27 protein-coding genes and 1 riboswitch are annotated in these 26,646 nt (G+C 71.2%); of the genes, 16 read left to right on the top strand and 11 right to left on the bottom strand.

Features of this window, described 5'->3' with window-relative positions:
• Positions 1-7 precede the first annotated feature (7 nt).
• Positions 8-784 (bottom strand): fumarylacetoacetate hydrolase family protein, encoded by a 777-nt coding sequence (locus BM085_RS30135; RefSeq protein WP_093890255.1) that lies wholly within the window; start codon positions 782-784, stop codon positions 8-10.
• 277 nt (positions 785-1,061) lie between these two features.
• On the opposite strand from BM085_RS30135, the gene BM085_RS30130 reads away from it, so the two are divergent.
• The 7 genes from BM085_RS30130 to BM085_RS30100 all read left to right on the top strand — a co-directional run bounded on the left by BM085_RS30130 (position 1,062) and on the right by BM085_RS30100 (position 4,181).
• Complete coding sequence (locus BM085_RS30130) at positions 1,062-1,559, top strand: Asp23/Gls24 family envelope stress response protein (RefSeq protein ID WP_093890254.1); 498 nt, start codon at positions 1,062-1,064, stop codon at positions 1,557-1,559.
• Positions 1,556-1,822 carry an Asp23/Gls24 family envelope stress response protein gene (locus BM085_RS30125; protein WP_086578188.1) on the top strand — a complete coding sequence of 89 codons (267 nt, stop codon included), beginning with the start codon at positions 1,556-1,558 and terminating at the stop codon, positions 1,820-1,822. The genes BM085_RS30130 and BM085_RS30125 overlap by 4 nt, the downstream gene beginning before the upstream one ends.
• Complete coding sequence (locus BM085_RS30120) at positions 1,819-2,007, top strand: hypothetical protein (protein ID WP_093890253.1); 189 nt, start codon at positions 1,819-1,821, stop codon at positions 2,005-2,007. Before BM085_RS30125 ends, BM085_RS30120 begins: the two co-directional genes overlap by 4 nt.
• The gene (locus BM085_RS30115; RefSeq protein ID WP_093890252.1) at positions 2,004-2,468 is read left to right on the top strand and encodes an Asp23/Gls24 family envelope stress response protein; all 465 of its coding nucleotides are present in this window, start codon (positions 2,004-2,006) and stop codon (positions 2,466-2,468) included. The genes BM085_RS30120 and BM085_RS30115 overlap by 4 nt, the downstream gene beginning before the upstream one ends.
• Before the next feature lie 182 nt (positions 2,469-2,650).
• Positions 2,651-3,145 (top strand): DUF6286 domain-containing protein, encoded by a 495-nt coding sequence (locus BM085_RS30110; RefSeq protein ID WP_143121128.1) that lies wholly within the window; start codon positions 2,651-2,653, stop codon positions 3,143-3,145.
• 5 nt (positions 3,146-3,150) lie between these two features.
• Entirely contained in the window at positions 3,151-3,738 is a 588-nt protein-coding gene (locus BM085_RS30105) for a hypothetical protein (RefSeq protein WP_143121127.1), read from the top strand.
• Positions 3,739-3,800: 62 nt separating this feature from the next.
• Positions 3,801-4,181, top strand: a complete 381-nt coding sequence (locus tag BM085_RS30100) for an antibiotic biosynthesis monooxygenase family protein (RefSeq protein ID WP_093890249.1) — start codon at positions 3,801-3,803, stop codon at positions 4,179-4,181.
• 139 nt (positions 4,182-4,320) lie between these two features.
• Here the strand turns inward: BM085_RS30100 and BM085_RS30095 are convergent, their stop codons facing one another.
• A complete protein-coding gene (locus tag BM085_RS30095) occupies positions 4,321-4,917 on the bottom strand; it encodes an HD domain-containing protein (RefSeq protein ID WP_093890248.1) in 597 nt (198 codons plus the stop codon).
• A gap of 121 nt (positions 4,918-5,038) precedes the next feature.
• Between BM085_RS30095 and BM085_RS30090 the strand changes: the two genes are divergently transcribed.
• From BM085_RS30090 to BM085_RS30080, 3 genes are all read left to right on the top strand, one after another.
• Positions 5,039-6,049: a GlxA family transcriptional regulator gene (locus BM085_RS30090; RefSeq protein ID WP_093890247.1), complete on the top strand. Its 1,011-nt coding sequence runs from the start codon at positions 5,039-5,041 to the stop codon at positions 6,047-6,049.
• A gap of 65 nt (positions 6,050-6,114) precedes the next feature.
• Positions 6,115-6,720 (top strand): cysteine hydrolase family protein, encoded by a 606-nt coding sequence (locus BM085_RS30085; protein WP_093890246.1) that lies wholly within the window; start codon positions 6,115-6,117, stop codon positions 6,718-6,720.
• Between the two features lie 129 nt (positions 6,721-6,849).
• Entirely contained in the window at positions 6,850-8,535 is a 1,686-nt protein-coding gene (locus tag BM085_RS30080; protein WP_093890245.1) for a heparinase II/III domain-containing protein, read from the top strand.
• Positions 8,536-8,589: 54 nt separating this feature from the next.
• Here the strand turns inward: BM085_RS30080 and cimA are convergent, their stop codons facing one another.
• On the bottom strand, positions 8,590-10,167 hold the full coding sequence (cimA, locus tag BM085_RS30075; protein ID WP_093890244.1) for a citramalate synthase: 1,578 nt from the start codon (positions 10,165-10,167) through the stop codon (positions 8,590-8,592).
• Positions 10,168-10,437: 270 nt separating this feature from the next.
• Here cimA and BM085_RS30070 point away from each other — a divergent pair, with 270 nt between their 5' ends.
• Positions 10,438-11,100, top strand: a complete 663-nt coding sequence (locus BM085_RS30070; protein WP_093890243.1) for an O-methyltransferase — start codon at positions 10,438-10,440, stop codon at positions 11,098-11,100.
• 131 nt (positions 11,101-11,231) lie between these two features.
• Here the strand turns inward: BM085_RS30070 and BM085_RS30065 are convergent, their stop codons facing one another.
• A complete protein-coding gene (locus tag BM085_RS30065) occupies positions 11,232-12,326 on the bottom strand; it encodes a branched-chain amino acid aminotransferase (protein WP_093890242.1) in 1,095 nt (364 codons plus the stop codon).
• 172 nt (positions 12,327-12,498) lie between these two features.
• On the bottom strand, positions 12,499-13,545 hold the full coding sequence (locus BM085_RS30060) for a 3-isopropylmalate dehydrogenase (RefSeq protein ID WP_093890241.1): 1,047 nt from the start codon (positions 13,543-13,545) through the stop codon (positions 12,499-12,501).
• A 157-nt stretch (positions 13,546-13,702) separates the two neighbouring features.
• Positions 13,703-13,919, top strand: a riboswitch (cyclic di-AMP (ydaO/yuaA leader).
• Here BM085_RS30060 and BM085_RS30055 point away from each other — a divergent pair.
• Complete coding sequence (locus BM085_RS30055) at positions 13,907-14,551, top strand: C40 family peptidase (protein WP_093890240.1); 645 nt, start codon at positions 13,907-13,909, stop codon at positions 14,549-14,551. It overlaps the preceding riboswitch by 13 nt.
• Before the next feature lie 98 nt (positions 14,552-14,649).
• On the opposite strand, the gene BM085_RS46985 is transcribed toward BM085_RS30055, so the two are convergent.
• Both BM085_RS46985 and serA read right to left on the bottom strand, forming a co-directional pair.
• Complete coding sequence (locus BM085_RS46985; RefSeq protein WP_012894431.1) at positions 14,650-14,772, bottom strand: hypothetical protein; 123 nt, start codon at positions 14,770-14,772, stop codon at positions 14,650-14,652.
• A 298-nt stretch (positions 14,773-15,070) separates the two neighbouring features.
• Positions 15,071-16,660, bottom strand: a complete 1,590-nt coding sequence (gene serA / locus BM085_RS30050; protein ID WP_093890239.1) for a phosphoglycerate dehydrogenase — start codon at positions 16,658-16,660, stop codon at positions 15,071-15,073.
• A 216-nt stretch (positions 16,661-16,876) separates the two neighbouring features.
• Between serA and BM085_RS46980 the strand changes: the two genes are divergently transcribed.
• Positions 16,877-17,860 carry a hypothetical protein gene (locus BM085_RS46980; protein WP_093890238.1) on the top strand — a complete coding sequence of 328 codons (984 nt, stop codon included), beginning with the start codon at positions 16,877-16,879 and terminating at the stop codon, positions 17,858-17,860.
• A gap of 56 nt (positions 17,861-17,916) precedes the next feature.
• On the opposite strand, the gene BM085_RS30040 is transcribed toward BM085_RS46980, so the two are convergent.
• From BM085_RS30040 to BM085_RS30030, 3 genes are read right to left on the bottom strand one after another with little or no spacing between them, the layout of a single operon-like run.
• Positions 17,917-20,559 carry an ABC transporter permease family protein gene (locus tag BM085_RS30040; RefSeq protein WP_093890237.1) on the bottom strand — a complete coding sequence of 881 codons (2,643 nt, stop codon included), beginning with the start codon at positions 20,557-20,559 and terminating at the stop codon, positions 17,917-17,919.
• The gene (locus tag BM085_RS30035; RefSeq protein ID WP_093890236.1) at positions 20,556-21,260 is read right to left on the bottom strand and encodes an ABC transporter ATP-binding protein; all 705 of its coding nucleotides are present in this window, start codon (positions 21,258-21,260) and stop codon (positions 20,556-20,558) included. Before BM085_RS30035 ends, BM085_RS30040 begins: the two co-directional genes overlap by 4 nt.
• The gene (locus BM085_RS30030; protein WP_093890235.1) at positions 21,257-21,784 is read right to left on the bottom strand and encodes a PadR family transcriptional regulator; all 528 of its coding nucleotides are present in this window, start codon (positions 21,782-21,784) and stop codon (positions 21,257-21,259) included. The genes BM085_RS30035 and BM085_RS30030 overlap by 4 nt, the downstream gene beginning before the upstream one ends.
• Before the next feature lie 97 nt (positions 21,785-21,881).
• On the opposite strand from BM085_RS30030, the gene BM085_RS30025 reads away from it, so the two are divergent.
• Positions 21,882-22,427, top strand: coding sequence for a DUF1707 and FHA domain-containing protein (locus BM085_RS30025; RefSeq protein ID WP_093890234.1), 546 nt, complete (start codon positions 21,882-21,884; stop codon positions 22,425-22,427).
• Here BM085_RS30025 and BM085_RS30020 read toward each other — a convergent pair.
• The gene (locus BM085_RS30020; RefSeq protein WP_177245352.1) at positions 22,408-23,769 is read right to left on the bottom strand and encodes an MFS transporter; all 1,362 of its coding nucleotides are present in this window, start codon (positions 23,767-23,769) and stop codon (positions 22,408-22,410) included. The two genes, BM085_RS30025 and BM085_RS30020, sit on opposite strands and share 20 nt — an antisense overlap.
• 122 nt (positions 23,770-23,891) lie before the next feature.
• Here BM085_RS30020 and dacB point away from each other — a divergent pair, with 122 nt between their 5' ends.
• Complete coding sequence (gene dacB, locus BM085_RS30015; protein WP_093890232.1) at positions 23,892-25,442, top strand: D-alanyl-D-alanine carboxypeptidase/D-alanyl-D-alanine endopeptidase; 1,551 nt, start codon at positions 23,892-23,894, stop codon at positions 25,440-25,442.
• A 213-nt stretch (positions 25,443-25,655) separates the two neighbouring features.
• Positions 25,656-26,573 carry a CAP domain-containing protein gene (locus BM085_RS46975; protein ID WP_093890231.1) on the top strand — a complete coding sequence of 306 codons (918 nt, stop codon included), beginning with the start codon at positions 25,656-25,658 and terminating at the stop codon, positions 26,571-26,573.
• Positions 26,574-26,646: the final 73 nt, after the last annotated feature.

The raw sequence follows: 26,646 nt of genomic DNA, 5'->3' as shown, positions 1-26,646 counted from the left end.
ACGAACCCTAATCACGGGAGACCACCCGGTTGGTGAGAGTGCCGATTCCTTCGATGCCGACGCTGACCTCGTCGCCGATGTCCAGCGGGCCGACCCCCTCGGGCGTCCCGGTGAGGATGACGTCGCCGGGGATCAGGGTCATGACCGCGCTCACGTGGGCGATCAGCGTCGGGATGTCGTACATGAGCTTGGAGGTGCGCGAGCTCTGCTTGATCTCGCCGTTCACCGTCGTGGTGATGCCCAGGTCACCCGGGTCGAGCTCGGTCTGGATCCACGGGCCGAGCGGGCAGAAGGTGTCGAAGCCCTTGGCGCGGGTGAACTGGACGTCCTTCTTCTGCAGGTCCCGGGCCGTGACGTCGTTGGCGCAGGTGTAGCCGAAGACGACCTCGTGGGCCCGCTCCGCGGGGACCTCCCGGCAGAGCCTGCCGATGACCACGGCCAGCTCCCCCTCGAAGTCGACCCGCCGGGTCAGCCCCGTCGGGTAGGCGATGGCCTCCCCCGAACCGATCACCGAGGTGGACGGCTTCAGGAAGACCAGCGGCTCGTCGGGGACGTCCCCGCCCATCTCGCGGGCGTGGTCGGCGTAGTTCCTGCCGATCGCGACGACCTTACTGGGCAGCATGGGCGCGACCAGCTTGACCTGCGAGAGCGAGTAACGCTCACCGGTGAACTGGATCGGGCCGAAGGGGTGCCCGGAGATCGCGGAGATGAACTCCTCGCCGGGTCCGCCCTCGACCACGCCGAATCCGACACCCTCACCTGTGGAGAACCTCGCTATACGCACACGACAAGGCTAGTCGCGCCCGCGGTCCCGCCGGACCGCCGCCCGGCGGCGAGCCGGCCGTCGCCCGGCGCCGCCGCGCCGCGCGGGGAGCGCCGCACATCTTCCCGACGCCCCGCGACAGACCAGATTTGGACAAGCATCGTTAACCGGACCTATTGCACATATCCAGGATTTCCCCACGAAAAGGTATGTCCCGGTTGCTGTTCTTATGGGGGGTATTACGCCCTGTAAGCAGCGTTGGGAAGCACACGGCTTCCCCCCGGGGGAAGGAATCGACGTGACCGAAGCCAACACGGTGAACACGCCGAAGGGCGACGAGAACCCGGTGCCGCGGGCTCGGACCGACGCCCCGGGAGGCCAGGGGGCTCTGGCCACCCCCAAGGGGAACACGAGCATCGACAGCGGGGTCGTAGCGAAGATCGCCGGCATGGCGGCCCGGGAGGTCTCCGGCGTCTACAACATGGGCGCCGGCACCGCACGGGCGCTCGGCGCGGTCCGCGGCATGGTCGGCGGCGACAGGAGCGTCACCCAGGGCGTGTCCGTCGAGGTGGGCGAGCGGCAGGCGGCTGTCGACCTCGACCTGGTGGTCGAGTACGGCGTGGCCATCCCGGACGTCGCCGGCGCCGTCCGCCGCAACGTGATCACGGCCGTCGAGCGCATGACCGGGCTTGAGGTGACCGAGGTCAACATCAAGGTCGACGACGTCCACATGCCCGGCCAGGAGAAGGACGAGGGCGGGGCGGAGGACGCCGAGCAGGGGCCGCGCGTCCGGTGAGCGAACTCGCGCACGAGATCGCCGACGCCGTACGGCGATGCCCCGACGTCGCCGACCTGTCAGGCGGCCCCTTCGGAACCGTGGCGACCTACCTGCCCGGCGAGAGGGTGTCCGGCGTCGCGTTGCGCGACGACGAGGTGGAGGTCTCCATCGTCGTCCAGATGGGACGGCCACTGCCGGAGATCGCGCAAGAGGTGCGGACGGCGATCGCCCCGCTTGTGGGCGACCGTCCGGTGAACGTCTATATCGGAGGTATTCGATGAACCAGTTCCCCGTATGGAGCATCGCCGGCATGTTCGTCGGCATCGTCCTGGGCTTCGCGGCGGCCTTCGGCGGCCTCGGCGCGTTCCTTCTGGTGCTCGTCCTGGGCGCCGTCGGACTCCTCATCGGCCGCATCGTCGAAAGCGGCGAGATCGACCTGTCCCGGCTGGGCGTGAGGCGGCAATGACCACACCGGTCGAGCACCGCGCCACGCCCACCGAGGCGCCCGCGGACGTGCGCGGACTCCCCGCCCAGCGTCCGGGAGGCACCTCGCCCGCGGACGCGGCGCGGTCCGCTCCGCCGGTACGGCCTGCCGTACCGGCGGAGCGGCGCGGGAAGACGGACATCCCGGAGCGGGTGGTGTCGCGCATCGCGGCGCGCGCGGCCCGGGAGGTGGCGCGGGTGCGGGAGGTCCGCGAGCGGGGGCCGCTGACCTTCGGAGAACGCACCCGCGCAACCCTGGACGGGGATCTCACCGTGCTGAGACTGGACGTGTCGGTGGAGTATCCCGCTCCGCTCCGGCAGGTCACCGAGGCGGTCCGGCGGCACGTCGCCGACCGGGTCAGCGTGCTGACCGGCCTGCACATCGACCACATCGACATCGACGTGACCGGCGTGGTGCCGCCCCGGGGAGAGGACGGCCGATGACGGCCACCTCCGGTCCGTCCCACCGAACCTCCGGGGCGAGTCCCGCACCGGAGACACCGGCCGCACCCGGCGCGGCGCTCACGGAACAGGCCCCGCCGCCCACACCCGCCGCAGTCCCGAGGAACCGGGCGGCGGACCGAGCGGCGATCAAGGCCTTCCGTCCGCGCCGGGTGGTCCCCGCCGTGATCACGGCCGCCCTGATGACCGTGATCGGCGTCCTGGTCGCGGTGGAGACGATCTCCGCGCTGCTCGGCCGCCCGGTGCGCTGGGTGCCGTACGACCGGATGCTGGGCTGGGCGTCCTCGACACCGTGGAGCGACCCGTGGGTGATGCTCGGCGCGAGCGTGGTCACCGCGCTGGGCCTGCTGCTGGTGCTGCTGGCGCTCGTCCCCGGACGGCCCAGGTTCATCCCGGCCAGGACCGGCGACCCCGACCTGGTCATCGGCGTGCAGCGCCGCGGCTTCACCCGTTCCCTGGCCCACGCCGCCCGGCAGGTCCAGGGCGTCGACCACGCCCGGGTGCGGCTGCACGGCACGACCGCCCAGGTGACGGCCGGCAGCCACCTGCGGGACACCACGGGACTGGCCGAGGCCGTACGGCTGGCCGTCGCCGACCGGATCGCCGCGCTCGCCCCGGTGGACGACTATCCCGTGCGCGTGAACCTGCGAGGAAGGTGATCGCCTTGGACAGGAGGACCCCGAGGGGCAACCGGCTGGGGCTGCTGATCATCGGGCTGCTGCTGACGGTCCTGGGCGCCTTCACGGTCGCCCGTGGCGCGGGCGCGTTCCCGCAGAGCCTGGCGCCCGCCCGCGAGCCGCTCGTCAACGGCCCGGTGCGCGAGGCCTTCGTCCGCTACGACCCGTGGCTGTGGTGGGTGATCGCCGCCGGGGGGATCGTGCTGGCCCTGTTCGGCCTGCGCTGGCTGCTGGTCCAGGGACGGCGCGCCAGGCTGGGCGACATCCGCCTGGCGAGCGGCCCCGGAGGGGTCACCGATCTCCACACCGGCGGCGTCACCGACGCGATGGCCGCCGACATCAGCGCGCACCCCGCGATCCTCGGCGCCAGCGCCGCGATGGTCGGCACCGACACGCATCCGGAGGTGCGGGTGCGCGTGGTGGCCGCCGAGAGCCTCCCGATGAGCGCGATCCGCGAGCAACTGGACGGGGTGGCCATCCCGCACATGCGCCAGGCGCTGGAGACCGAGCACATCCCGGCCGTCGCCCAGGTGAGCCTGGAGGAGCCGCCGCGCTCCCGCAGGACCGTCGCCTGACGGCGCGGCCGGGGAGGCGGCGCTCGCGGTGCGGCGGGGGGCGGTAGGGCAGGATGGGTCACATGAGCGTTGTCAAGATCAATGTGCTGACCGTGCCGGCGGAGATGCGCGAGGAGCTGGAGCGCCGCTTCTCCGGGCGGGCCGGGATCGTGGAGTCGGCGGACGGCTTCGAGTGGTTCGAGCTGCTCCGCCCGGTGGAGGGAACCGACCAATACATGGTCTACACCCGCTGGCGGTCCGAGGAGGACTTCAAGCGCTGGACCGACAGCCAGTCCTTCCAGAAGGGCCACGCCCAGGCCGGCGGCCAGGAGCAGGGGCACGGCCACGGCCAGGCCGCCGGCCAGGGGCACGGCCACGGTCAGGGACCGGCCGCGACCGGGTCCCAGCTCTGGTCGTTCGAGGTCGTCCAGAGCACCGGCCCCGCCTCCGCCTCCGGCGCCTGACCCGATCGGCGGCCGGGCCCGGCCCGGCCGCGCGGAGTCACATGACGACCGCGCAGAGTCCCGTACCGGCCCGCGCGGAGTCCCATAACGGCCGCACGGGAGTCCCGTACCTGCCCGCGCGGAGTCCCGTGCCGGTCTGTCAGCCGTCCAGCGCGTTCGCCCGGATGCGGTCGGCGACGCCGCCGCGGACGAACGCGGCGGCCAGGCTGTCCGGCTTGCGCCCGGCCTGGTCCCTGAAGCAGGCGATGAACTCCTCGCCGATCCCCAGCCTCGGGTAGCGCTCCAGCACCTCGGCCCGGAGCCCGGCGGAGAAGTCCTCCGGCCGCCGGCCGGAGATGTCGAGGGCGGTGGACAGCTCCAGGAGGTGGCCCTCAGGATCCTCGGCGAGGTCCACCTTGTCCCACATGTGCCGCACGATCACCTCGGAGGCGCGTACGCGCCGCTCGACGGGCCAGCCGGCCCCGGCGGCGAAGACCCACGCGAGATGCCCGCCGGCCTCCTCGAACGGCACGGTGTGGCTGTCGAACTCCTTCACCAGGCCGATGTCGTGCAGCATTGAGGAGACGTACAGCAGCTCGGCGTCGAAGGCGATGCCGTTCATCCCCGCGTAGGCCGCCGCCCACAGGTAGGCCCGCACCGAGTGGTTGAGCAGGGCGGGTGAGCAGTAGGCGGTGGCGACCTCCAGCGCGCCACGGGCGGCGGAGGTGTCGGGGACCACGATGTCGGCGAATCTCATCAAATCTCCTTGAGTGCGGACCCCGGGCTTCAGCCATGGGAAAGACGTCGAGAGGCCAGCCTCTCCCGGCGGGAAAAGGTGCGCGAGTGGCCGGGAGGCCAGCCGTCGATAGGATCCCGCCATGGGGTTCACGACGGTCGCGGTGGTGCTGTTCGACGAGATCCCGCTCTTCGAGGCCTCCGTGCCGATCGCGGTCTTCGGGGAACGGCTGGGCGGCCCGCCGGAGTTCGACGTGCGCGCGGTCGCCGCCGAGGGCGGCCCGGTGCGCACGGACGCCGGCATCGCCCTCGCCGCGCCGTACGGCCTGGCCGCCGTGGACGAGGCGGACCTGGTGATCGTGCCGACCTGGCGGCGGCCGCTCGGCCGCCCGCCGGCGCGTGAGTCGCTGGAGGCGCTGCGCCGGGCCCACGAGCGCGGAGCGACGGTGGTCGGCCTCTGCCTCGGCACGTTCGTCCTCGCCGCCGCCGGCCTGCTGGACGGGCGCACGGCCACGACGCACTGGCGCTACGCCCCGCTGCTCGCCTCGGCGTACCCGCGGGTCCGGGTCGAACCCGACGTGCTCTACGTGGACGAGGGCGACATCCTGACCTCCGCGGGGAGCGCGGGCGGCATCGACCTCTGCCTGCATCTCATCCGCCGGACGTACGGCTCGCGGACGGCCAACGACATCGCCAGGAGCCTGGTGGTGCCGCCGCACCGGGCCGGCGGCCAGGCGCAGTACATCGACCACCCGGTGCCGGCCCCCGCCGACGGCGACCCGCTCGGCGAGGCCCTCGACTGGGCCCTGCGCCATCTGGACCAGGAGCTCACCGTGGACGCCCTGTCCGCCCGTGCCCTGATGAGCCGCCGCACCTTCGACCGGCGCTTCCGTCAGGTCACCGGCACCACGCCCACCCAGTGGCTGCTCCACCAGCGGGTCCTGCACGCACAGCGGCTGCTGGAGACGACCCGGGAGCCGGTCGAGCGGGTGGCCCGCAGCGTCGGCTTCGCCTCGGCGGTGGCCCTGCGGCCCCATTTCCGCCGCCAGGTCGGGGTCTCCCCCACCGCCTACCGGGAGACCTTCGGCGGCCCCGGCGCGACGGACGCGCCGGTCCCCGCCGCGGAGCGACGGGCCGTCCGCGGGCTGGCCTGATCGTCGCGGTGGATGGCCGGAAGGGCTCTCACACCCCCGGGGCCCGCTCCACCAGGCTTACGGGCATGAAACGAGCATTGATCGTCATCGACGTCCAGAACGAATACTTCACCGGCGCCCTGCCCATCACCCATCCCCCGCGCGAGGAGAGCCTGGCCGCCGTCCTCACCGCCATGGACACCGCGCGCGAGCACGGCATCCCGGTGGTCGTGGTCCAGCACACCTCACCCGCCGGGTCACCGCTGTTCGCCGCCGGCGGCCACTCGTGGGAGCTGCACGAGGAGGTGGGGCGCAGGCCGTACGACCATCTGGTGGAGAAGACGATGGCCTCGGCCTTCGCGGGGACGGACCTGGCCGGCTGGCTGGACGCCCAGGGGGTCGACACGCTGACCGTCGCCGGATACATGAGCCAGAACTGCGACGAGTCCACCGCCCGCGACGCCCACCACCGGGGCCTGGCCGTGGAGTTCCTGTCGGACGCGACCGGCACGCTCGCCCTGTCGAACCGGGCGGGCAGCGTGACGGCCGAGGAGCTGCACGACCACGTGCTGGTGGTGATGGACTCCAACTTCGCCTCGGTGGCCACCGTCGCGGAGTGGGCCGGCGCGGTCAGGTCCGGCGCGCCCCTGCCGCGCCCGAACATCTGGGCCAGCACCCGGGGACACGCCTGAGGGGCGTCAAACGTCCGGCGCGCATCTAGTTGCTAACGATGTCCTGGAAGAGGTCCACCCGGCTTGACCGGTTTGGTGGGATTCGGTCAGCATGATCCGCCCTCTTCATCTGGCCTGGAAGGAACTGGCGTGCGCCGCCGCACCACACCACTCATCCTCTCGTTCATCCTCCTCGTGGCCTGCGGCGCGGCGGTCGGCACAGCGGAGGCCGCGGACAAGGTCAAACGCACGACCGAGTGCCAGGGCGACTGGTTACCGGCGACCCCGACGGCGCCGGACATCATGAACGGCGAGCTGGAGTTCCTGGATCTGGCCCCGGTGAAGGTCGGCAAGGACGTCAACTGGCGTACCGACCCCTACCGCAACCGCTCATGGAGCATGGTCTTCCACTCCCTGCGCTGGATGGGCCGCCTGGTCGCCGACTACGAGACGACCGGGCAGGCGGCCTACCTGACCCGTGCCACCGAGATCGCCAAGGACTGGGTGGCGGACAACCCCCGCCGGGGCGGCGCCAAGTCCAGCCCGTACGCCTGGCAGGAGCACCCGATCGCGCTGCGCGCCCCCGCGCTGGTCTGCCTCAGCAAGCACGTCAGCGCCTCCTGGCTGACCGGCAGCCTGGCCGAGCACGCCAAGATGCTGTCCGACCCGCGCCTGTACGAGAAGGGCCACAACCACGGGATCGACCAGGACATCGCGCTGCTGGGCATCGGCTGCCGCTACGGCAACAGCTCGTGGGCCGGTCTCGCCGTCAAGCGGCTGACCGAGACCGTGAAACTCGACGTCGACTCCCAGGGGGCGCTGCGCGAGCAGGCCCCGCGCTACGCGATCTACGTCCACCAACGGCTCAAGGTCGCGATGGACGGGATCACGGCGTGCGGCCGGAAGGTGCCCGGCGAGATCGCCCGGCGCTGGGAGTCGCTGGAGGACTTCATCTCCCACTCCACCCAGCCCAACGGGTTCATGGTCCCGATCGGGGACGGCGGCGCGGATGTGCGGCCGGTCGGCTACGACCACCCGAAGAAGACCGTGCGGGTGTTCGGCAACGGCTACGTCTACGGGCGCACCGCCTGGGACAAGCCCGAGTCGGCGTTCTACTCCATCCGCTTCGGCCCCGGCCAGAAGTACCACGGCCATGAGGACCATCTCGGCGTGACCTACTACGCCCAGGGCCGCGACGTCCTGGTCGACGTGGGCTTCCACTCCTACGAGAACAACGGCTACCGCCGCTGGACGATGTCCCCGCAGGCGCACAACACGCCGTCCGTCGTCGGCGCCGGGTTCCGCAACAGGACGGCCACCGCCCTGAGCAGATCCTCGATCGGGGAGAGCCGGCAGAGCTACCGGCTGACCGACAGGGCCTACGGCGTGCCCAGGACCCGCTCGGTGCTGGTCAACCACGAGGAGGACGTGATGGCCGTGCTCGACACGGTCCCCAAGGGCTCCCGGGTCCGCAACCTCTGGCACTTCGCCCCCGACCTGTCCACCGTGTCGAACAGCGGCGGCCGGGTCGTGGTCAAGGACAAGGTGGGCTGGAAGGCGACGCTGGTCCAGGTGGCGATGCCCTCCTGCACTCCGGTGCGCGGGCTGGAGGTGGTCCGTGGCCGGCAGAACCCCTACCAGGGCTGGGTCTCCCCCGCCTACCTGCAGAAGCAGGCCGCTCCCGCCGTCGTCTCCCCCGCCTCGCCGGACTCGCTGCTGACCGTCGTGGTGCCGGGCACCGACAAGCCCTCGCTCTCCTGCGCGGGCGGCAAGGTGAGCCTGGAGACCTCCAGGGGCACGGTCAGCTTCAAGGTCAGCGGCTCCGACCTCTCCTGAGGCCCTCCTCCGGGGGCGTGGGGTACGGCGTGGCCGTACCCCACGGGGACCGGGTCAGCCGGCGGCGTGGCCCGCCCGGACCAGGCCGTAGGTGACGGCCTGCTCCAGGGCCTGCCAGGAGGCCTCGATGATGTTCTCGTCGACGCCGACGGTGGCCCACTCGCCGGTCGCGTCGCTGGAGGTGATGAGGACGCGCGTGATGGCGTCGGTGCCGTGGGTGCCCTCCAGGATCCGCACCTTGAAGTCGGTCAGCTCGACCTCCGCCAGCTCGGGGTAGAGCTTCTCCAGCCCCAGCCGCACGGCCCTGTCCAGGGCGTTGACCGGGCCGTTGCCCTCTCCGGTGGCGACGATGCGCTCGCCCTTGGCGTGCAGCTTGACCGTGGCCTCGCTGACCAGCTCGCCGCCGCGGGTCCGCTCGACGATCACCCGCCAGGACTCCACCTCGAAGTGGCGCCTGCGCTCGCCCGCCACGGTGTCGCGGAGCAGCAGCTCGAAGGAGGCGTCGGCGGCCTCGAAGGTGTAGCCCTTGGACTCCATGTCCTTGACCCGGTTGACCAGCTCGCGCGAGATCTCCGGCGACAGCTCGTAGCCCAGCTCGCGGCCCTTGAGCTCGACGGAGGCGCGACCGGCCATGTCGGAGACGAGCATGCGCATGTCGTTGCCGACCCGCGCCGGGTCGATGTGCTGGTAGAGGTTGGGGTCCACCTTGATGGCGCTGGCGTGCAGCCCGGCCTTGTGCGCGAAGGCGGAGACGCCCACGTAAGGGGCGTGGGAGTTCGGGGTGACGTTGGTGACCTCGGTGATCGCGTGGGCGATCCGGGTCATGTCGGCCAGCGCCTCCCGCGGGACGAGGTCGAAGCCCCGCTTGAGCTGGAGGTTGGCCACGACGGTGAAGAGGTTGGCGTTGCCGGACCGCTCGCCGTACCCGTTGGCGCAGCCCTGCACGTGGGTGGCGCCCGCCTTCACCGCGGCCAGGGTGTTGGCCACCGCGCAGCCGGTGTCGTCGTGGCAGTGGATGCCGACCCGGGCGGAGGTCTGCACGGCCGCGTGGACGACCTCGGCGAGCTCGTCGGGGAGCATGCCGCCGTTGGTGTCGCACAGGGCGATGACCGAGGCTCCGGCCTCGGCGGCGGTCCGCAGGACCTCCAGCGCGTAGGCTGGGTTGGAGGCGTAACCGTCGAAGAAGTGCTCGGCGTCGAGGAAGACCCGCTGTCCCTCCGCACGGAGGTGGGAGACCGTGTCGCGGATCATCGCGAGGTTCTCCTGGAGAGTCGTGCGGAGGGCCAGCTCCACGTGCCGGTCGTGACTCTTGGCGACAAGGGTCACGACCGGCGCGCCGGATTCGCGCAGGGCGGCCACCAACGGGTCGTCGGCTGCCTTCACACCGGCTCGGCGGGTCGCGCCGAACGCGGCGAGCTGCGCGTGCTTCAGGTCGAGCTCTGTTTGAGCCCGCCTGAAGAACTCTGTGTCCTTCGGGTTCGCACCCGGCCAGCCGCCCTCGATGAAGCCGACGCCGAGGCCGTCCAGATGGCGCGCGATGGCCAGCTTGTCGACCACCGTGAGGTTGAGGCCCTCCTGCTGGGCACCGTCACGCAGCGTGGTGTCATACACATGGAAGCGGTCGTCGGGCATGTCAGTCTCCTGTCGCGGGTTCGATGATTCGCCGCGCGCTCATCCGGCTTCGAGAAACAAAAAAACCCCTCACGGACGTGAGAGGTCTGCGCGCTGGCGGTGTCCCTTTTCAGCCAGCGCGCCTGCCGATAATGAGCAGACCGTAGAACATGATGCTTCGGAGTCTGCCATACGCTGACACCATTTGACACATCGATCTCAGGATCCGAGATGTACGACTCGCCGGTTCACGCGCGAGCCTCTGCCGCGGATCGGTCGCCGGTGACGAGAATGGCCCGCATGAAGGCGACTTATCTGGCTCCGGCCATCGGGCAATACCTGATCGCGCACACCACCCAGCCGGACGACGTCCTCGACGCGCTCGCCCTGGAGACCCGCGAGGCCACCGGCGACAGCGCGGCCATGCAGCTCTCTCCCGACCAGGGAGCGTTCCTCACCATGATCACGCAGCTCAGCCGCGCGGGGAACGTGGTGGAGGTGGGCACCTTCACCGGCTACTCCTCGATCTGCCTCGCCCGGGGCCTGGCCCCCGGCGGCAGGCTGACCTGCTTCGACATCAGCGAGGAGTGGACGGCCATCGCCCAGCGCTACTGGGACAAGGCAGGGATCGCCGACCGCGTCGAGCTCAGGATCGGCCCGGCCGCCGAGCGCCTGGAGGAGCTGCCCACCGGACAGGCGGTGGACCTGGCGTTCATCGACGCCGACAAGGCCGGCTACCCCGTCTACTACGAGATCCTGCTGTCCCGCCTGGCCCCGGGCGGCCTGATCCTCGTCGACAACACCCTGTGGAAGGGGCACGTGGCCGACCCCACCGTCGACGACGACGACACCCGGGCCATCCGCGAGTTCAACGACATGGTCATGGCCGACGGCCGCGTGACCTCGCTGATGCTTCCCATCGCCGACGGACTCACCATGATTCGAAAGCACTGACGAGAAGTTTTCCGCATCGCGGGCGGGCGCGAAGGAACCTGACAATCGACACCGACGACCTGCCCGGGACGTAGGAGGTCCCGCGAGGAGAGCCCGGCCAGGTGGGAGGTCGGGCTCTCCTCGTGTCCGGGTCAGCAGATCTTGTGGACCCAGCTGTGCGCGTCGGGGCGGGAGCCGTACTGGATGCCGACCAGCTCCTCGCGGATCCTGGAGGTGACGGGGCCCTGGGTGCCGTCGCCGATCGTCCAGGCGCGGTCGGCGCCCTTGACCGAGCCGACCGGGGTCACGACCGCCGCGGTGCCGCAGGCGAAGACCTCGGTGAGCTCGCCGGACTCGGCGCCCGCCTGCCACTCCTCGATCGACAGGCGCCCCTCCTCGGCGGTCAGGCCCAGGTCGGAGGCGAGGGAGAGGATCGAGTCGCGGGTGATGCCGGGCAGGAGCGTGCCGGTGAGGGCCGGGGTGAGCAGGCGGTCGCCGTAGACGAAGAACAGGTTCATCCCGCCCATCTCCTCGACGTAGCGGTGCTCGCTCGCGTCGAGCCAGACCACCTGGTCACAGCCCTGCTCGACGGCCTGGCGCTGGGCGACGAAGGCCGCCGCATAGTTGCCGCCGCACTTGGCGAAGCCGGTGCCGCCGGGGGCGGCGCGGGTGTATTCGGTGGACAGCCAGACCGAGACGGGCCGGCCCGCGCCGAAGTAGGCGGCCGCCGGGGAGGCGATCACCATGTAGCGGTAGGTGCGGGAGGGGTAGTTGACGCCGAGGGCGGGCTGCGTGGCGATCATGAAGGGGCGCAGGTAGAGGCTGTGGCCCGGGGTCGTGGGGACCCACTCGCGGTCGGTCTGGACGAGGAGCTCCAGCGACTCGACGAACGTCTCCTCGGGCAGCTCCGGCATGGCCATCCGGGCCGCCGACAGGTTGAACCGGGCGGCGTTGGCGTAGGGGCGGAAGGACGCGATCGCGCCGCCTTCCTGGCGGTAGGCCTTCAGGCCCTCGAAGAGCTCCTGCGCGTAGTGGAAGACCGCCGTCGCCGGATCCAGGCTCAGCGGGCCGTACGGCATGAGCCGCGCGTCGTGCCAGCCCTGCCCCTCGGTGTAGTCGATCGAGACCATGTGGTCGGTGAATGTCTGCCCGAATCCGGGTTCCGCCAGTACCCGCTCACGCTCGGCTGCGGTGCGAGCGTGGTCGGAGAGCTGCACGTCGAAGCTGAGCTTCTGAGCGGTGGTCATGACGGAGATCCTTCTCTTGTTGCGGTCTGCCCTTGAGTCCATTCTGCGATGGACCGGGTAACGGGAAACTACTGCATCCATGTCGAAAACCGGCACTGCCGGGGTAAACGAAGACGCGCCCGGCGGCTCACGTGAGCCGCCGGGCGCGTCTGGGATCGGGGAGGCGGCTTGGTCAGCCGGTTACTCGGGCGGTGATGTCGTCGCCGATCTCGTGGGTGGTCCGGCCGGCCCAGCCGGTCAGCCGCTCGACGAGGTCGTCGGCCACGGCCTGCTCGACCCTGGCGGCCTCGGCGGCCAGGCCGAGGTGGTCCAGGAGCATGGCGACCGACAGGATCGTCGCGGTCGGGTCGGCCTTGCCCTGCCCCGCGATGTCGGGGGCGCTGCCGTGGACCGGCTCGAACATGCTCGGCGCGGTGCGGTCGGGGTTGACGTTGCCGCTGGCCGCCAGGCCGATGCCGCCGGCGACGGCGGCGCCGATGTCGGTGATGATGTCGCCGAAGAGGTTGTCGGTGACGATCACGTCGAAGCGCTCCGGCTGGGTGACGAAGAACATGGAGGCGGCGTCGACGTGGCAGTAGTCGGTCGTGACGTCGGGGTATTCCAGGCTGACCCGGTCGAAGGTGCGGGCCCAGAGGTCACCGGCGTAGGTGAGCACGTTGGTCTTGTGGACCAGCGTCAGCTTCTTGCGCGGCCGGGTGAGCGCCTTGTCGAAGGCGTATCGGACGACCCGCTCGACGCCGAAGGCGGTGTTCAGCGACTCCTGCGTGGCGACCTCGTGCGGGGTGCCCCGGCGCAGCACGCCGCCGGCTCCCGCGTAGAGGCTCTCGGTGCCCTCGCGGACGACGATCATGTCGATGTCCTCGGGGCGGGCCTTGCCCAGCGGGGTCTCGACGCCGGGGAAGAGCTTGACCGGGCGGAGGTTCACGTAGTGGTCGAGCTCGAAGCGGAGCTTGAGCAGCAGGTCGCGCTCCAGGATGCCCGGGGGCACGCTGGGGTCGCCGATCGCGCCGAGCAGGATCGCGTCGTATCCGCGCAGCTCGTCCAGGACGGCGTCGGGAAGGGTCTCACCGGTCCGGTGATACCGCTTGGCGCCGAGGTCGTAGGTGGTGGTCTCCACCTTCGTGCCGACCGCTTCGAGGACCTTCAGGGCCTCGGTGACGACCTCGACTCCGATCCCGTCCCCGGGGATGACTGCCAGGCGAATGTTGCGCGAATCCATGCAGGCACCCTACCGGTCCGTCTCGGTAATCGAACACGGATCTCACCCACCGGACATTGCCGCACGCCCGGGACACCTGATCGTTTTGTCCGGTTTTGCGACGTATTGACCCTTTCGTTAACTTTGGTTATGGTCCTCTCCATTCGAACCGACGCCTAATCCGCACCGGCCGTCCCCCTTTCGGCCTGCGCGGAGCCGGGGAACCACCTTCTGGGATCCACGGCGGTCCAGGACATCTCGCTTCGCACGGCGGAGCCATGCCCTGGGCCGCCTCCGACGGGATCCCTTGGGGCGAATCAGCGCTTCCCGCGCTGTAGGGCGGCCTCCACGCCCGAGCCCGACAGCTAACCCGGCCGGCCTTATGGAAGGAACCATCCTGTCCGGCAAGTTTTACCCCCGCGTCCTGACCCTGCTCGTCGCCGGCACCACCGTGTTCGCGACCCCGTCCCTCGCCCAGGCCGACACCCCCGCCCCCTCCCCGGCCCCGGTCCCCTCGCCCTCGACCTCGCCCGAGGTCGTGACGCTCACCGGCCCCAAGCTCAAGGAAATCCTCACCAAGCAGGCTCCCAAGCCCGCCTGGAAGAAGGCCCTGAAGTGGGCCATGGCCCAGCGCGGCACCCCGTACGTCTGGGGCGGCACCGGCCGCGGCGGCTTCGACTGCTCCGGCCTGATGCTCCGCGCCTACGGCGCCGCCGGGATCACGCTGCCCCGCGTCGCCGCCGACCAGTACGGCGCGTTCTCCAAGAAGATCGCCTGGAAGAATCTCAAGCCCGGCGACCTCGTCTTCTTCCACAACCTCGGCCACGTCGGCATGATCAGCAAGCCCGGCTACATGGTGCACGCCCCGCAGAGCGGCGACGTGGTCAAGGAGGAGAAGCTCAACTCCTGGCGCCGCAGCAGCTTCGTCGGCGGCGTCCGCCCCGACCCCGCGGGCGTCAAGCTCTCCGCCGAGCAGGCCGAGCGCGCGACCGAGCCCGCCCCCACGATGCTCCAGGCCACCGCCTGAGCACCGGGGACGCCACGGGCCGGTCCGCCCGCGGGATGGAAGTGATCACGGACCTGTTCGGCCGGCCCTCGCTCCGGCGGGATCCGCCAGGGCGGGACTCAGCGGGTGGGAGCGCCCCCGTTGTCGCGACGGTCCAGCGCGGTCTGGAGCGCGGCGGCGGCCTCGTCCTCGGTCTCTTCGGAACGGTTCCAGGGATACATGTCGTACATGGCGATTCTCATCTCGGTCGCATGCGAGCAGGGGAGATGGTCTGGATTCCGGTCACGGATCCGGACCGGGCCTGAATGTCACGGGTCCGGGTCACGGACCGGCGACGGGGACGTACGGCCGGCGTGCTGCCGGCCTGTCCCGTCAGACCTCGCCGCGGCAGGTGACGAGTACGAGAACCTGGCGCATTTCCTGCCAGGTTACCCGCCCGTAGGAATGCCGTCTCGCCCGCTGTCCACACTTCTCACATGCTGAGACACCGAACGGCTGCCGCCCCGGCGGGCGGGGCGGCAGCCGTTCGGTGGAGACAGGCTAGTCGGCCAGGTCGACCGAGCGGCCGCTGTCGGCGCCGATCTCGGCGCCGATCTGGTCGATGACGTCGGCCGGGATACCGGTGTCGACGGTCAGCGCGATGAGGGCCTTGCCGCCCTTGACGTCGCGGGCCACCTGCATCGAGGCGATGTTGATGCTGTGGTCGCCGAGGATGCGGCCGACGACGCCGACGACGCCGGGACGGTCGGTGTAGGTGAAGAACGACAGGTGGTCGGTCGGCTCGATCTCCATCTGGTAGCCGTTGACCTCGACGATCTTCGTGATCTGGCGCGGGCCCGACAGGGTGCCGGAGACCGAGACCGTGCGGCCGTCGGCGAGGACGCCGCGGACGGTGACGACGTTGCGCCAGTCGGGGCTCTCGGAGCTGGTGACCAGCTCGACGGTCACGCCGCGGTCCTTGGCCAGGAGCGGGGCGTTGACGTAGGTGACGGAGTCCTCGACCACGTCGGTGAAGATGCCCTTGAGGGCGGCCAGCTCCAGCACGCGGACGTCCTGGGAGGCGATCTCGCCGCGGACCTCGACGTCGAGCCTGGTGGCGACCTCGCCGGCCAGGGCGGTGAACACCCGGCCGAGCTTCTCGGCCAGCGGCAGGCCCGGCTTGACGTCCTCGGCGACGGCGCCGCCCTGGACGTTGACCGCGTCCGGCACGAACTCGCCGGCGAGGGCGAGCTTCACGCTCCGCGCGACCTGGGTGCCGGCCTTCTCCTGGGCCTCGTGGGTGGAGGCGCCCAGGTGCGGGGTGACGACGACCTGGTCCAGCTCGAACAGCGGGCTGTCGGTGACGGGCTCCTTGGGGAAGACGTCGATGCCGGCTCCGGCGACGCGGCCTTCCTTGATCGCCGAGTAGAGCGCGTTCTCGTCGATGATGCCGCCGCGGGCGACATTGATCAGGCGCACCGACGGCTTGACCGTGTGGAGCTCCTTGTCACCGATGAGCCCGATGGTCTCCTTGGACTTGGGCAGGTGCACGGTGATGAAGTCGGCCTCACGCAGGGCCTCCTCCAGCGACACCAGGCGGACGCCCATCTGCGCGGCGCGGGCCGGCTGCAGGTAGGGGTCGTAGGCGATCAGCTCGACGCCGAACGGCTGCAGCCGCTGGGCGACGAGCTGGCCGATCTTGCCGAGGCCGAGGATCGCGACGACCTTCTCGTCGAGCTCGATGCCGGTGTACTTCGAGCGCTTCCACTCGCCGCCCTTGAGCGCGGAGTGCGCCTGGGCGACGTTGCGGGCGGAGGCGAGGATCAGCGCGACGGTGTGCTCGGCGGCGCTGGTGATGTTGGAGGTGGGCGCGTTGACGACCATGACGCCGGCTTTGGTGGCGGCCTCCACGTCCACGTTGTCCAGACCGACGCCGGCCCGGGCGACGACCCGGAGCTTGGGCGCGGCGGCGATGGCTTCGGCGTCCACCTGTGTGGCGCTGCGCACGATGAGCGCGTCCACGTCGGCGAGCGCGGGCAGGAACTGGGCGCGGTCGGCGCCATCGGTGTGGCGGACTTCGAAGTCCGCGCCCAGGACCGCGAGACCGGCCTCGGAGAGTTCCTCGGCGACCAGTACGACGGGCTTGTTCACAGGCTAGATCCTTTGAGACGTGGAGGAGCTGCACGGACCTCACGTAGTCTATCGGCGCTTGTGAACGCGTTCACGAGTGTCCCGCGATCCGAGACGGGCCATCGGGGGTACCCATCCCTGACGCATCCATGCGCAGAAAATTCAACTTGGTATTGCTACTGGCAAAAGTTCACGATTACCCTCATAAGCCGTGGTCCCCTACCTATCGTTCCTCATATGAGCATCGGGAACCCCGCTCTCGGCGATGTGCTCGCGCAGCACGGCGGCCCGCACCGCCTGCTGACGGCGCTCGCCGAATGGGGACTCCTGGTTGCCGTGCGACCGGACCGCTCCGTCGTGCTCGGCACGACGCAGGCGGGTGACCGGGTGCTGCTCGGATACACCTCCGCGAGCACCTACGCACGGCACCGTGGCAACCACTCGTTGTCGGCCTGCGACGCCGACACCATCCTCGACATCCAGCGCGTCACCGGTGTGCGGGAAATCGTGATCGACGCGGCGGGACCGGCGGCGGCCGCCGTCCCCATCGAGGACCTCCAGCGCTACCTGCGGTCGACCCGCACCGGCCCCACGCCGGCGCTGTCGGGCGTGGCCCTGACCGCGTACGCGACCGGGGCGATGGCCACGGTCTCGCGCCCGCAGACTCCCCCGGTGACGCACCAGCCGGAGTACCCGGCGGCACGCCCGCCGGAGACCCCGGTCGCGCGCCGGCCGGAGTTCCCGGTCTCGCGCCCGCCGGAGACCCCGGTGGCACGCCCGCCGGAGTTCCCGGCCTCGCGTCCGCAGCGGGCCTCCGTGCCGGCCGCGCCCGCCCAGCCGTGGATCCCCGCGCCCCGCCCCCACCTGTCGGGGCCGATGCAGATGGTGGACCCCGGCTACCGGCGGTGCGAGCACCCGATCCTGCCCGCGCTGCGCGTGGCGATCTCGCACGTGCTCGCCGACTACCCGCTCGTCCACCACGTGTGGATCTCCGAGGCCCGCACCTCCTCCGGCGCGCCGGGGATCATGCTGCACGTCAAGGTGCACATGTCGGCCGCCGAGGACGTGGTCAGGGACATCCACCGCGGGGTCCGCGCCCGGCTGCCGCAGCTCGCGGCGAGCGAGGCGCCGATCCTCATGGCCCGGGTCGCCGACGCGCGCAGCGAGCAGCGGATGGTCGAGCTCTGCGCCCACGTGGTCTGCGCCGACGTCACCGGCTGAACCGGCGGAACCCGCCTGCCGTCAGGGACGCACCCCTGATGGCAGGCGATTGCCGGCTATCCCGTCCGCCGGACCGGCGTGACCCGGGTCCCGGCGAACGTCATCGCGATCAGCGCCGCCGCCAGCGGCAGGCCGACCCCCACGGCGAGGAGCGCCGGCCAGGGCACGCTGAGGACGAGGCCTACTTTCCCGTACAGGACCCCGTTGAGCCCGACTCCCTGTACGGCATCGCGCTCCAGGGCCCTCTGGCCTGCCATCGCGAGCCCGGGGACCAGGCCGGCGAGCAGCCCCAGGGGCACGCCGAGACCCGCGACGAACACCGCCTGCCCGGCCGCCACCAGCCTGCGGGTCCCGGGCCGCGCCCCGACCGCCGAGAGCGTGTCGAGGTCGGGCCGGGCGTCGGCCGCGGCCAGCCCCGCGGCGGCGAACGTGCCGCCGAGTGCCACCACCGAGGCGAAGGCGGCCATGATCCACATGACGTTGTCGTTCCTGTCGTCCCTGTTGGAGATGGTTCCCCGTTCGGTCTGGACCGCGACCTTGGATGTGACGGCGCGCACCGGCCCGCTGAGCCTTTGATGCTGCTGCGGGGTGAGCACGGCGACCGCTGGATCGACGATCAGGTGGCTCAGCCGGGGAGCGAGCCCGGCCTTGGTGATCGCGCCGACCGGCATCACGCCGGTCACAAGGGAAGGTCCCCGGACGGTGACCGCCACCGCGGGCACGGTGACGACCCGCGGCTTCACCTTGTCCGTGGTCTGCGACCAGACATCGAGACGGACCCGGCCGTCGCTGACCGTCCCGGGATCGAAGAGGACCGCCTTCCCCTCCGCCAGTGCCGCCTCGGCCGCCAGGTCGGTGCGGCCGAGCAGGAGGCGGAGCAGGCCGGGTCCGCCCGCCGGAAGCTCGCCGAGCGGCCCTGTCCACGTCATGCAGCTGCGGCAGCCGACGCGGCCGTCGCGCGGGTGGAAGTTCACCGTCACCCCCTTGGCGTCGACGGGATGGTAGGCCTCCAGCAGCGGCACGCCGGGAAGCGTCTTGCCGACGATCGGCCGGATCTTCCTCCAGGACTCCTCGGTCACGTCGGCTCCGTATATCGCCGTGGTGCCGATCGGATAGAGCGCCCGGTAGTGTTTCTCGGCAAGCCTCGCGTCGCTGGCGACCTCGACGGCGACCGCGCTGAACGCCGCCGCCGCGGCCAGCACCGCGACGACGGCGGGAGCCGTACGGCCGCGGTTGCGGGCGGCGTCTCTGGCTGCCAGCCGGAGGGGCAGCGGGAGCCCTCCGGCAAGCCCTCCGACGAGCCGGACCAGCATGGGCGCCACCATGACCATGCCGAGCAGCCCGAGCACCCCACCGAAGAACATCACCGCGCTGGACGAGCGGACCCCGAAGGCCATCGCCCCGACCCCCGCCACCAGGAGGACCAGCCCGAGCAGCGGCCACCCGGCGCGGTTGCGCGGCTCGGCCCGCCGTCCGGCGAGCGCCGCCACCACGTCCACCCTGGCGGCCTGTACGGCAGGCACCGCGGCCGCCGCCAGCCCGCTGAACACGGCGAGCGCCGCGACCAGCGCGATCCGCCCGAACGGCACCTCGAACGGCCCCAGCGCGCCGGCCGGCCAGATCCCGATGTAGGACACGATTCCCCTGGCGACGCCGATCCCGAGGGCGGCGCCGAGCACCGCGGCGGCCAATCCCAGGGTCAGCCCGTCGGCCAGTACGACCAGCTTGAGGTGGCGGGCCGAGCCGCCCTGGGCGGAGATGAGCGCGAGCTCCCCACGGCGGCGGCGCAGGCCCACGGCGAAGGCGGGACCGGCCAGCAGCACGACCTCGATCACTACCAGGATCACCCCGAGAACGACCGTGAGGATGGTCATGCCCCTGAAAGAGGTGAAGATCTGTCCGCCGGCCGGCTGGGGCATCATCTCCGCGGGCGGCGGATCCTCCAGCACCGCCCGCGACTCCACGGCCACACCCGCGCGGTTGAGCCGGAGCGTCTCGTTCCAGGTGACCGGTCCGGGGGCGTCCACCAGCCAGAATCGGTCGGCGCCAGGTACGGACAGCGGTACGGACGTAGCCGTGGCGGGGATCATGGAGCCGGGCAGCCCGATGATCGTGTTGCCGTCGCTCAACGGCTGCCGGACCACCTTCCCCACCACGCGTTTGGGCACGTCGTCGCGGCTGTAGCGGAGCGTCTCACCGACGGCCGCCTTCATCGAGGCGACGACGACCACCTCGTCCGCCGCCTGCGGGTAGTGCCCCCGGACGAGCGGGAACATGCCGCCCGCCATCGGGTCGCGCAGGTCCACCTCCCGGACCGCCGCGATGGCGTAGCCGTCCCCCGCCCAGAATTCGCCGAAGCTCTGGTTCATCGGGATGATCCGGCTTCCCTGCCCGATCAGGGCCTGCATGTCCGCCCGGGACCGCGGCGGCCTGTCGCGCTCCTTCTGTCTCCATATCCGGCCTGCCTCGTCCTGCCGGATCGGCTGGGTGCTCCTGGCGTCCGTGAGCTTGGCGTCGGCCGAGCCCAGGTCCATGGTCAGCCGCTCCTCGGGGCGGATTTCCTCGGTGGCGCCGAAAGTGAGCACGGCGGTGATGGCGAGGACGGGCAGGCCGATCATGACGATGATGAGCGCGCTGCGCGCCCTGGCACGGCCGATGCCTCTGCGGGAGATCCGCAGCGCGGCGAGGAGGGCGCTCATCGGGCGCTCTCCAGGGGAAGAGTGGAGTCGGTGATCTCGCCGTCGCGCAGGAAGACCACCCGGTCGGCCCAGCCGGCGTAGCGCGGCTCGTGGGTGACGAGCAGGACCGCCGCCCCCGCGTCGCAGCGGGCACGCAGCAACTGCAGGACGTCGTCGCCGGTCGGGGTGTCGAGAGCGCCGGTGGGCTCGTCGGCCAGGATCAGCCGCCGCTCGCCGACCAGCGCGCGGGCGATCGCCACCCGCTGGCGCTGGCCGCCGGAGATCTCCTCGGGGAAACGCCCGGCGACCCCGGCCAGGCCGACCTCTTCAAGGGCGGCCATCGCCTCCCGGCGGGCCTGCCCCATCCTGACGCCGTCCAGCTCGCGCGGGAGCATGACGTTCTCCACCGCGGTCAGCGACGGGATCAGGTTGAGATCCTGGAAGACGTAACCGACGTGGCGGCGGCGGAGCCCGGCGAGGTCTTTGGCCGACAGGCCGGACAGCGGCCTGCCCTCCACGACGACCTCGCCCGAGGTGGGCCGGTCGAGGCCGCCGGCGAGGTTGAGCAGGGTGGACTTGCCGGAGCCCGACGGCCCCATCACCGCGACCAGCTCCCCGGCGGCGACGTCCAGGCTCACCTCCCGCAGCGCCGCCACGGCCTGCGGCCCGTCACCGTGCACGCGGCTCACGTCCGCGAGCCGTACGACCGGATCGAAACTCATCTTTGTCTCTCCTGCGTCTGGGGGGAGGCCGTGAGCACGGCCTCGCAGTGATCGAGCCAGCGCTGCTCGGCCTCGGCCTGGAAGATCATCGAGTCGAGCACCAGCCGCTGCGCGGGGCCTTCCACGCTCGCGCGCTTGGCGCGGGTGAGCTCCTGCAGCGTGCGCATGGTCGCGACGCGCTGGGCCTGGATGACGGGCCGCACGTCGGCGGCGGCGGTGACCGCCATCGCGAGCTTGATGACCAACTCGTCCCGGGGCCGGTCGGACTGGGCGACGGGGGTGCCGAACCATCGCTCCATCTCGGCCCGACCGGCCTCGGTGATCGTGTAGACGACCCGGCCCTGGTCGTCCTGCTCGCCGGGGGCCACCAGGCCGTCGCGTTCCATGCGGGAGAGCGTCGTGTAGACCTGGCCGATGTTGAGCGGCCAGGCCGCCCCTGTGGACGCCTCGAACTCGGTGCGCAACTGGTAGCCGTAGCGGGGCCCCTGGCTCAGCAGGGCGAGGAGCCCTTGTCGGATCGCCATGGATACTGAGTATGCATACTCAGTATGGTCACGGCAAGCCGGGCCAGAGATCCGCATATTCTGGACAGGTTCCGCCCCGGGGGCTGATACTCGGGAGATGAGCTCGCCGCCTCCCCCGTCCCGCGCGTCCGACGGGGACCGCGATCGTGCGATCAACGAGCTCCGCGACCGCGCCGTCGAGGGCCGTCTGTCGCACGAGACCTTCCTCGGCCGTGTCGACATGGCGCTGCGCGCGCGCAGCCAGGGCGAGCTTGAGGACCTGGTCGCCGACCTGCCGCAGCGCGGCCGGTTCCGCCGCATGGTGACCGAGATCGTCTCCTCGGCCTCCGATTTCACCAAGCGCGTGGAGTCCGCCTGGCGGCGGCCCAGGCTGCCCAGGCTCGCGCTGCCCGGTGACAGCCGTACCCGCTACGTGGTCGGCCGCGGCTCGGCCTGCGACCTGGTCCTGGCCGACCTGACCGTGTCACGGGTGCACGCCGAGCTCCGCCGCGACGAGGACTGCTGGATCGTCGTCGACCTCGGCTCGCTCAACGGCACCCGGCTGAACGACTGGCGCCTGGTCGGACCGGCCAAGGTCCGGCCGGGAGACGTCCTGTCCTTCGGCGACTGCATGTTCCTGGTGATCACCCCTCAGCTGACCTGAGGGGCTCCGGGGACGCGAGGCTCGCCGCGGTGAGGGGGTAGCGCGTCGTCAGCAGGACGCTGATCCCGGCGAGGAGCGCGGGCATCAGTGCGCCGCCGTACAGCACGGCCGCGACCGCCGCCTCGGGCTGCGCCACGGGCGTGCCGGGGTCGGACTCCACGAACCCGGTCGCACCGAGCAGCCAGCCGAGCACCAGCGCGCCGAGGGCGAAGACCACGGTCTCGCAGGCCGTCCAGAGGCCGGTGAACACCCCGGCGCGGCGCTTGCCGGTGACCTGCGCGTCATGGACGATCACGTCCGACAGCATGGAGAACTGCAGCAGCTGGAATCCGGCGTAGCCGATGCCGACGGCGAGCACGCACACGTGCGCGTACACCGCCCCGAACTCCCCGGCGAGGGCCAGCGCGGCCGTGCCCGCCGTGAACAGCGCCGCCCCGAGGATCATCGCCCCGCGCTTCTCGTAGCGTCTGGACAGCCAGACCCACGCCGGCATCGTGAGCAGCAGCGGCCCGACGATGCACAGGAAGAGCGTGGTGGTCATCCCGGGATCGCCCAGGACGTAGGTGGCGAAGTACGGCGCGCCCGCCAGCAGGATGCCCGCGGCGAACATCTGGGCGCAGCTCAGGCCGAGCAGCACCATGAACGGCCCGCTGGAGCGGGCCGCCGCGAACTGGGCCCGGATCGACGGCTCCGCCTCGGCCCTGGCGACCATCGGGGCGCGCGCCGTACCCGCGAAGGCGGCGAGCATGGACACCAGCAGCACCGCGCCGACGATCAGGCCCATGAGCCGGTATCCGGCGGCCTCGGTGCCCGCGATGGCCGGCGCGACGGCTCCCGACAGCAGGATCGCCAGGCCGACGAAGACCATCTTCCACTGCAGCAGCGAGGAGCGCTCGTGGTAGTCGTCGGTCATCTCGGCGGCCATGGCTTTGTAGGGCACCTCGTAGAAGGCGTAGGCGGTCGCGGTGAGGAAGTAGCAGACGGCGACGTACAGCGCGGCCGGCACACCGGTGAGCGGCGGCCCGGTGAACGTCAGCGCGAACGCCACGGGCAGGGTGAACGCGCCGAGGAGCATCCACGGCCGGCGCGCGCCCAGCCGGGAGACCGTGCGGTCGGAGCGCTGGCCCACCCAGGGGTTGATGAGCATGTCCCACAGCTTGGGGAGGAAGACCACGACGCCGGCGATCCAGGCGGGGACCGCGAGCACGTTGGTCATGTAGAACAGCAGCAGCAATCCCGGGACCGTGGAGAAGGTCGCGGTGGAGACTGAGCCGATGCCGTAGCCGATGCGGACTCCGCGCGGCACGGTGACGAGGGCGGGAGCGGGCTCCGGTGTGACCATGGGCACATTCAACCGCAGCAAGCGACCGCTCGGCAGGCCCGAAAGATACGAACATTTCCGTATTGTCACGTGGCCCGCGATTCCTCATGATCTCCGCAAACACCTAGGCACCGGGAGCAACCGTGCGGCCCACGCGACGAACAACGATCTCCGTCTCCGCTCTCCTACTCGCCAGTCTCGCCTGGGCCTCGGCCCCGGCGAGCGCCGTCGAACCCGCCTCCGGCGTCACCGATCTGGTCAAGGACATCGACCAGATCCTCAGCGACGCCCGGCTGACCCCCGCCCGAGCCGGAGTGGTGGTCAAGAGCGCCGCCTCCGGCGAGGAGCTCTACGCCCAGGACTCGGGCAAGGTCCTGACCCCCGCCTCCAACGCCAAGCTGGTGACCTCCGCCGCCGCGGTCGACACCCTCGGCCTGGACTTCCGCTTCACCACGAGCGTGCTGTCCACCGGCCGCCGCGCCGGCTCGGCCCTCACCGGGAACCTCTACCTCAAGGGCACCGGCGATCCCACCCTCCTCGCCGCCGACTACGACGCGCTGGCCGCCCGCGTGGCCGCCTCGGGGATCAAGGTGGTCACGGGCAAGCTGGTCGCCGACGACACCTGGTTCGACTCGGTACGGCTCGGCACCGACTGGGCCTGGGACGACGAGCCGTACTACTACTCGGCGCAGATCTCCGCGCTGACCGCCTCGCCGGACACCGACTACGACGCCGGGAGCGTCGTCGTCTCGGTGGCCCCCGGCGACGCCGCGGGCAAGCCCGCCAAGGTCTCCACCACCCCCGAGACCGACTACCTGAAGATCGTCAACCGGGCGACGACCGGGGCCGAGACCGACGTGCTGATCGAGCGGCAGCACAGCACCAACACCGTGCTGATCACCGGGACCGTGGCGGACGACTACAACGAGTGGGTCACCGTCGACGATCCCACCGGCTACGTCGCCTCGCTCTTCCGCAAGGCGCTGGCCAAGCACGGCGTGCGGGTGCTGGGGTCCACGGCCCGCGAGGCGACCCCGGCGGGGGCCACCACCGTGGCCGCACGCGACTCGATGCCGCTGAGCGAGCTGCTCGTGCCGTTCATGAAGCTCAGCAACAACATGCACGCCGAGATCCTGACCAAGTCGATCGGGCGCAAGGTCTCCGGGGCCGGGACCTGGAGCGCCGGGCTCGCCGCCATCACCTCCTTCGCCCGGGCCAACGGCATGCCGACGCTGCGCATGCGGGACGGCTCCGGCCTGTCCCGGGTGGACGGCCTCACCCCCGGCGGCGTCACCGGCCTGCTGCTCGCGCTGCGCTCCAAGCCCTGGTTCTCCACCTGGTACGGCTCGCTGCCGATCGCCGGTGACCCCGACCGGATGGTCGGCGGCACCCTGCGGAGCCGGATGCGCGGCACCCCGGCCGCCGGGAACGTCCACGCCAAGACCGGCTCGCTGACCGGCGTCACCTCCCTGTCCGGCTACGTGACCAGCGCGGACAACGAGCCCCTGGTCTTCTCCGTCATGCTCAACCAGTTCCTGTCCGGCTCCGCCAAGGACATCGAGGACAAGATCGCCATCCGTCTCGCCCAGTTCAGCCGGACCGCCCCGGCCGACGTCGCGAACGTCCAGCTCCGCCAGGCGCAGCAGGACTCCGCCGACGTCGAGTGCTCCTGGCTGAAGCCCGTCAGCTGCTGAACCGCCGCCTGCCTTCCCGCCGCTCCGCCTTCCCGCCGGAGCGGCGGGGAGGCGGGCGGGAAGACGTGGAGGCGGGAACGATCCCAGACGCCTATCTGATCACTCTGGTTTACCTAGATCACAAATTAATATCCGAAATTTCGTGACAGGGAGTACCTGACCCCGACAGAATGCGGAATCCATCCAGCGTCCACCCAACTGGAGGAAACCGATATGCGTAGACCGCTAGGGGTACTCGCGTGCCTCGGGAGCCTGGCGGCACTCAGCACGCCGGTGGCCACCGCCCACGCCGCGACGGCCCCGCAGGCGGCGTGCCGCGTGTACGCGGCCGCTCCCTACGTCACGGCCGCCGGGAAGATCCAGGCGTCCGCCGCACGGCTCGGCTGCGGTGACACCGCGCTGGTCCGCATCCGTGTCAAGCGCGCCGAGGCCGGTCCCGACCCGGTCGTCAAGAGCGCCTCCAGAAGAGGGCACAACGGGCGGGTCACCGTCGCGCTGCCGTGCGCCCCGGGCGTCTACTACGCGGTCGTCACCGACTACCGCGGCAACGCGGGCAGGTCCAAGGCTGCCCGGCTGTCCTGCTCCCCCTCGGCCACGCCGACCCCCACCCCGACCGCCACCCCCACGTCCAAGCCGACGGCGACGCCCACCGCGACGCCCAAGCCCACGGCGACCCCCACCGTGAAGCCCACCCCCACCCCCACCCCCACCCCCACCGCGACCTCGCCGGGCGGCACCGTGGGGACGGCCGACGAGAACGAGGTCGTGCGGCTGGTCAACGTGGAGCGGGCGAAGGGCGGCTGCCGGCCCCTCAAGCACGACGCGCAGCTCCGCAAGGCCGCCTACGGCCACTCGGCCGACATGGCGGACCAGGGCTACTTCAGCCACACCTCCAAGGACGGCCGTAGCTTCATGGACCGCATCCGGGCGGCCGGCTTCACCGGCGGGTCGGGCTGGGCGGAGAACATCGCCGCCGGACAGAAGACCCCGGCGTCCGTGATGAGCTCCTGGATGAACAGCGCGGGCCACAAGGCCAACATCATGAACTGCAAGTACACCCTCATCGGTGTCGGCGCGGCCAAGAACTCCGGCGGCACGATCTACTGGACCCAGGACTTCGCCGCCAAGTAGGGCCCCGGCCCGCCGCCGGAGACACCGGAGACGGCGACGGGAACGGCGACGCCCCCGCGACGGATGACCGTCA

The sequence above is a fragment of the Streptosporangium canum genome (assembly GCF_900113865.1).
Classification (GTDB): Bacteria; Actinomycetota; Actinomycetes; order Streptosporangiales; family Streptosporangiaceae; genus Streptosporangium; species Streptosporangium canum.
The sequence above is the reverse complement of the archived record's forward strand: the minus strand, read 5'-3'. Positions and strand labels throughout refer to the sequence as shown.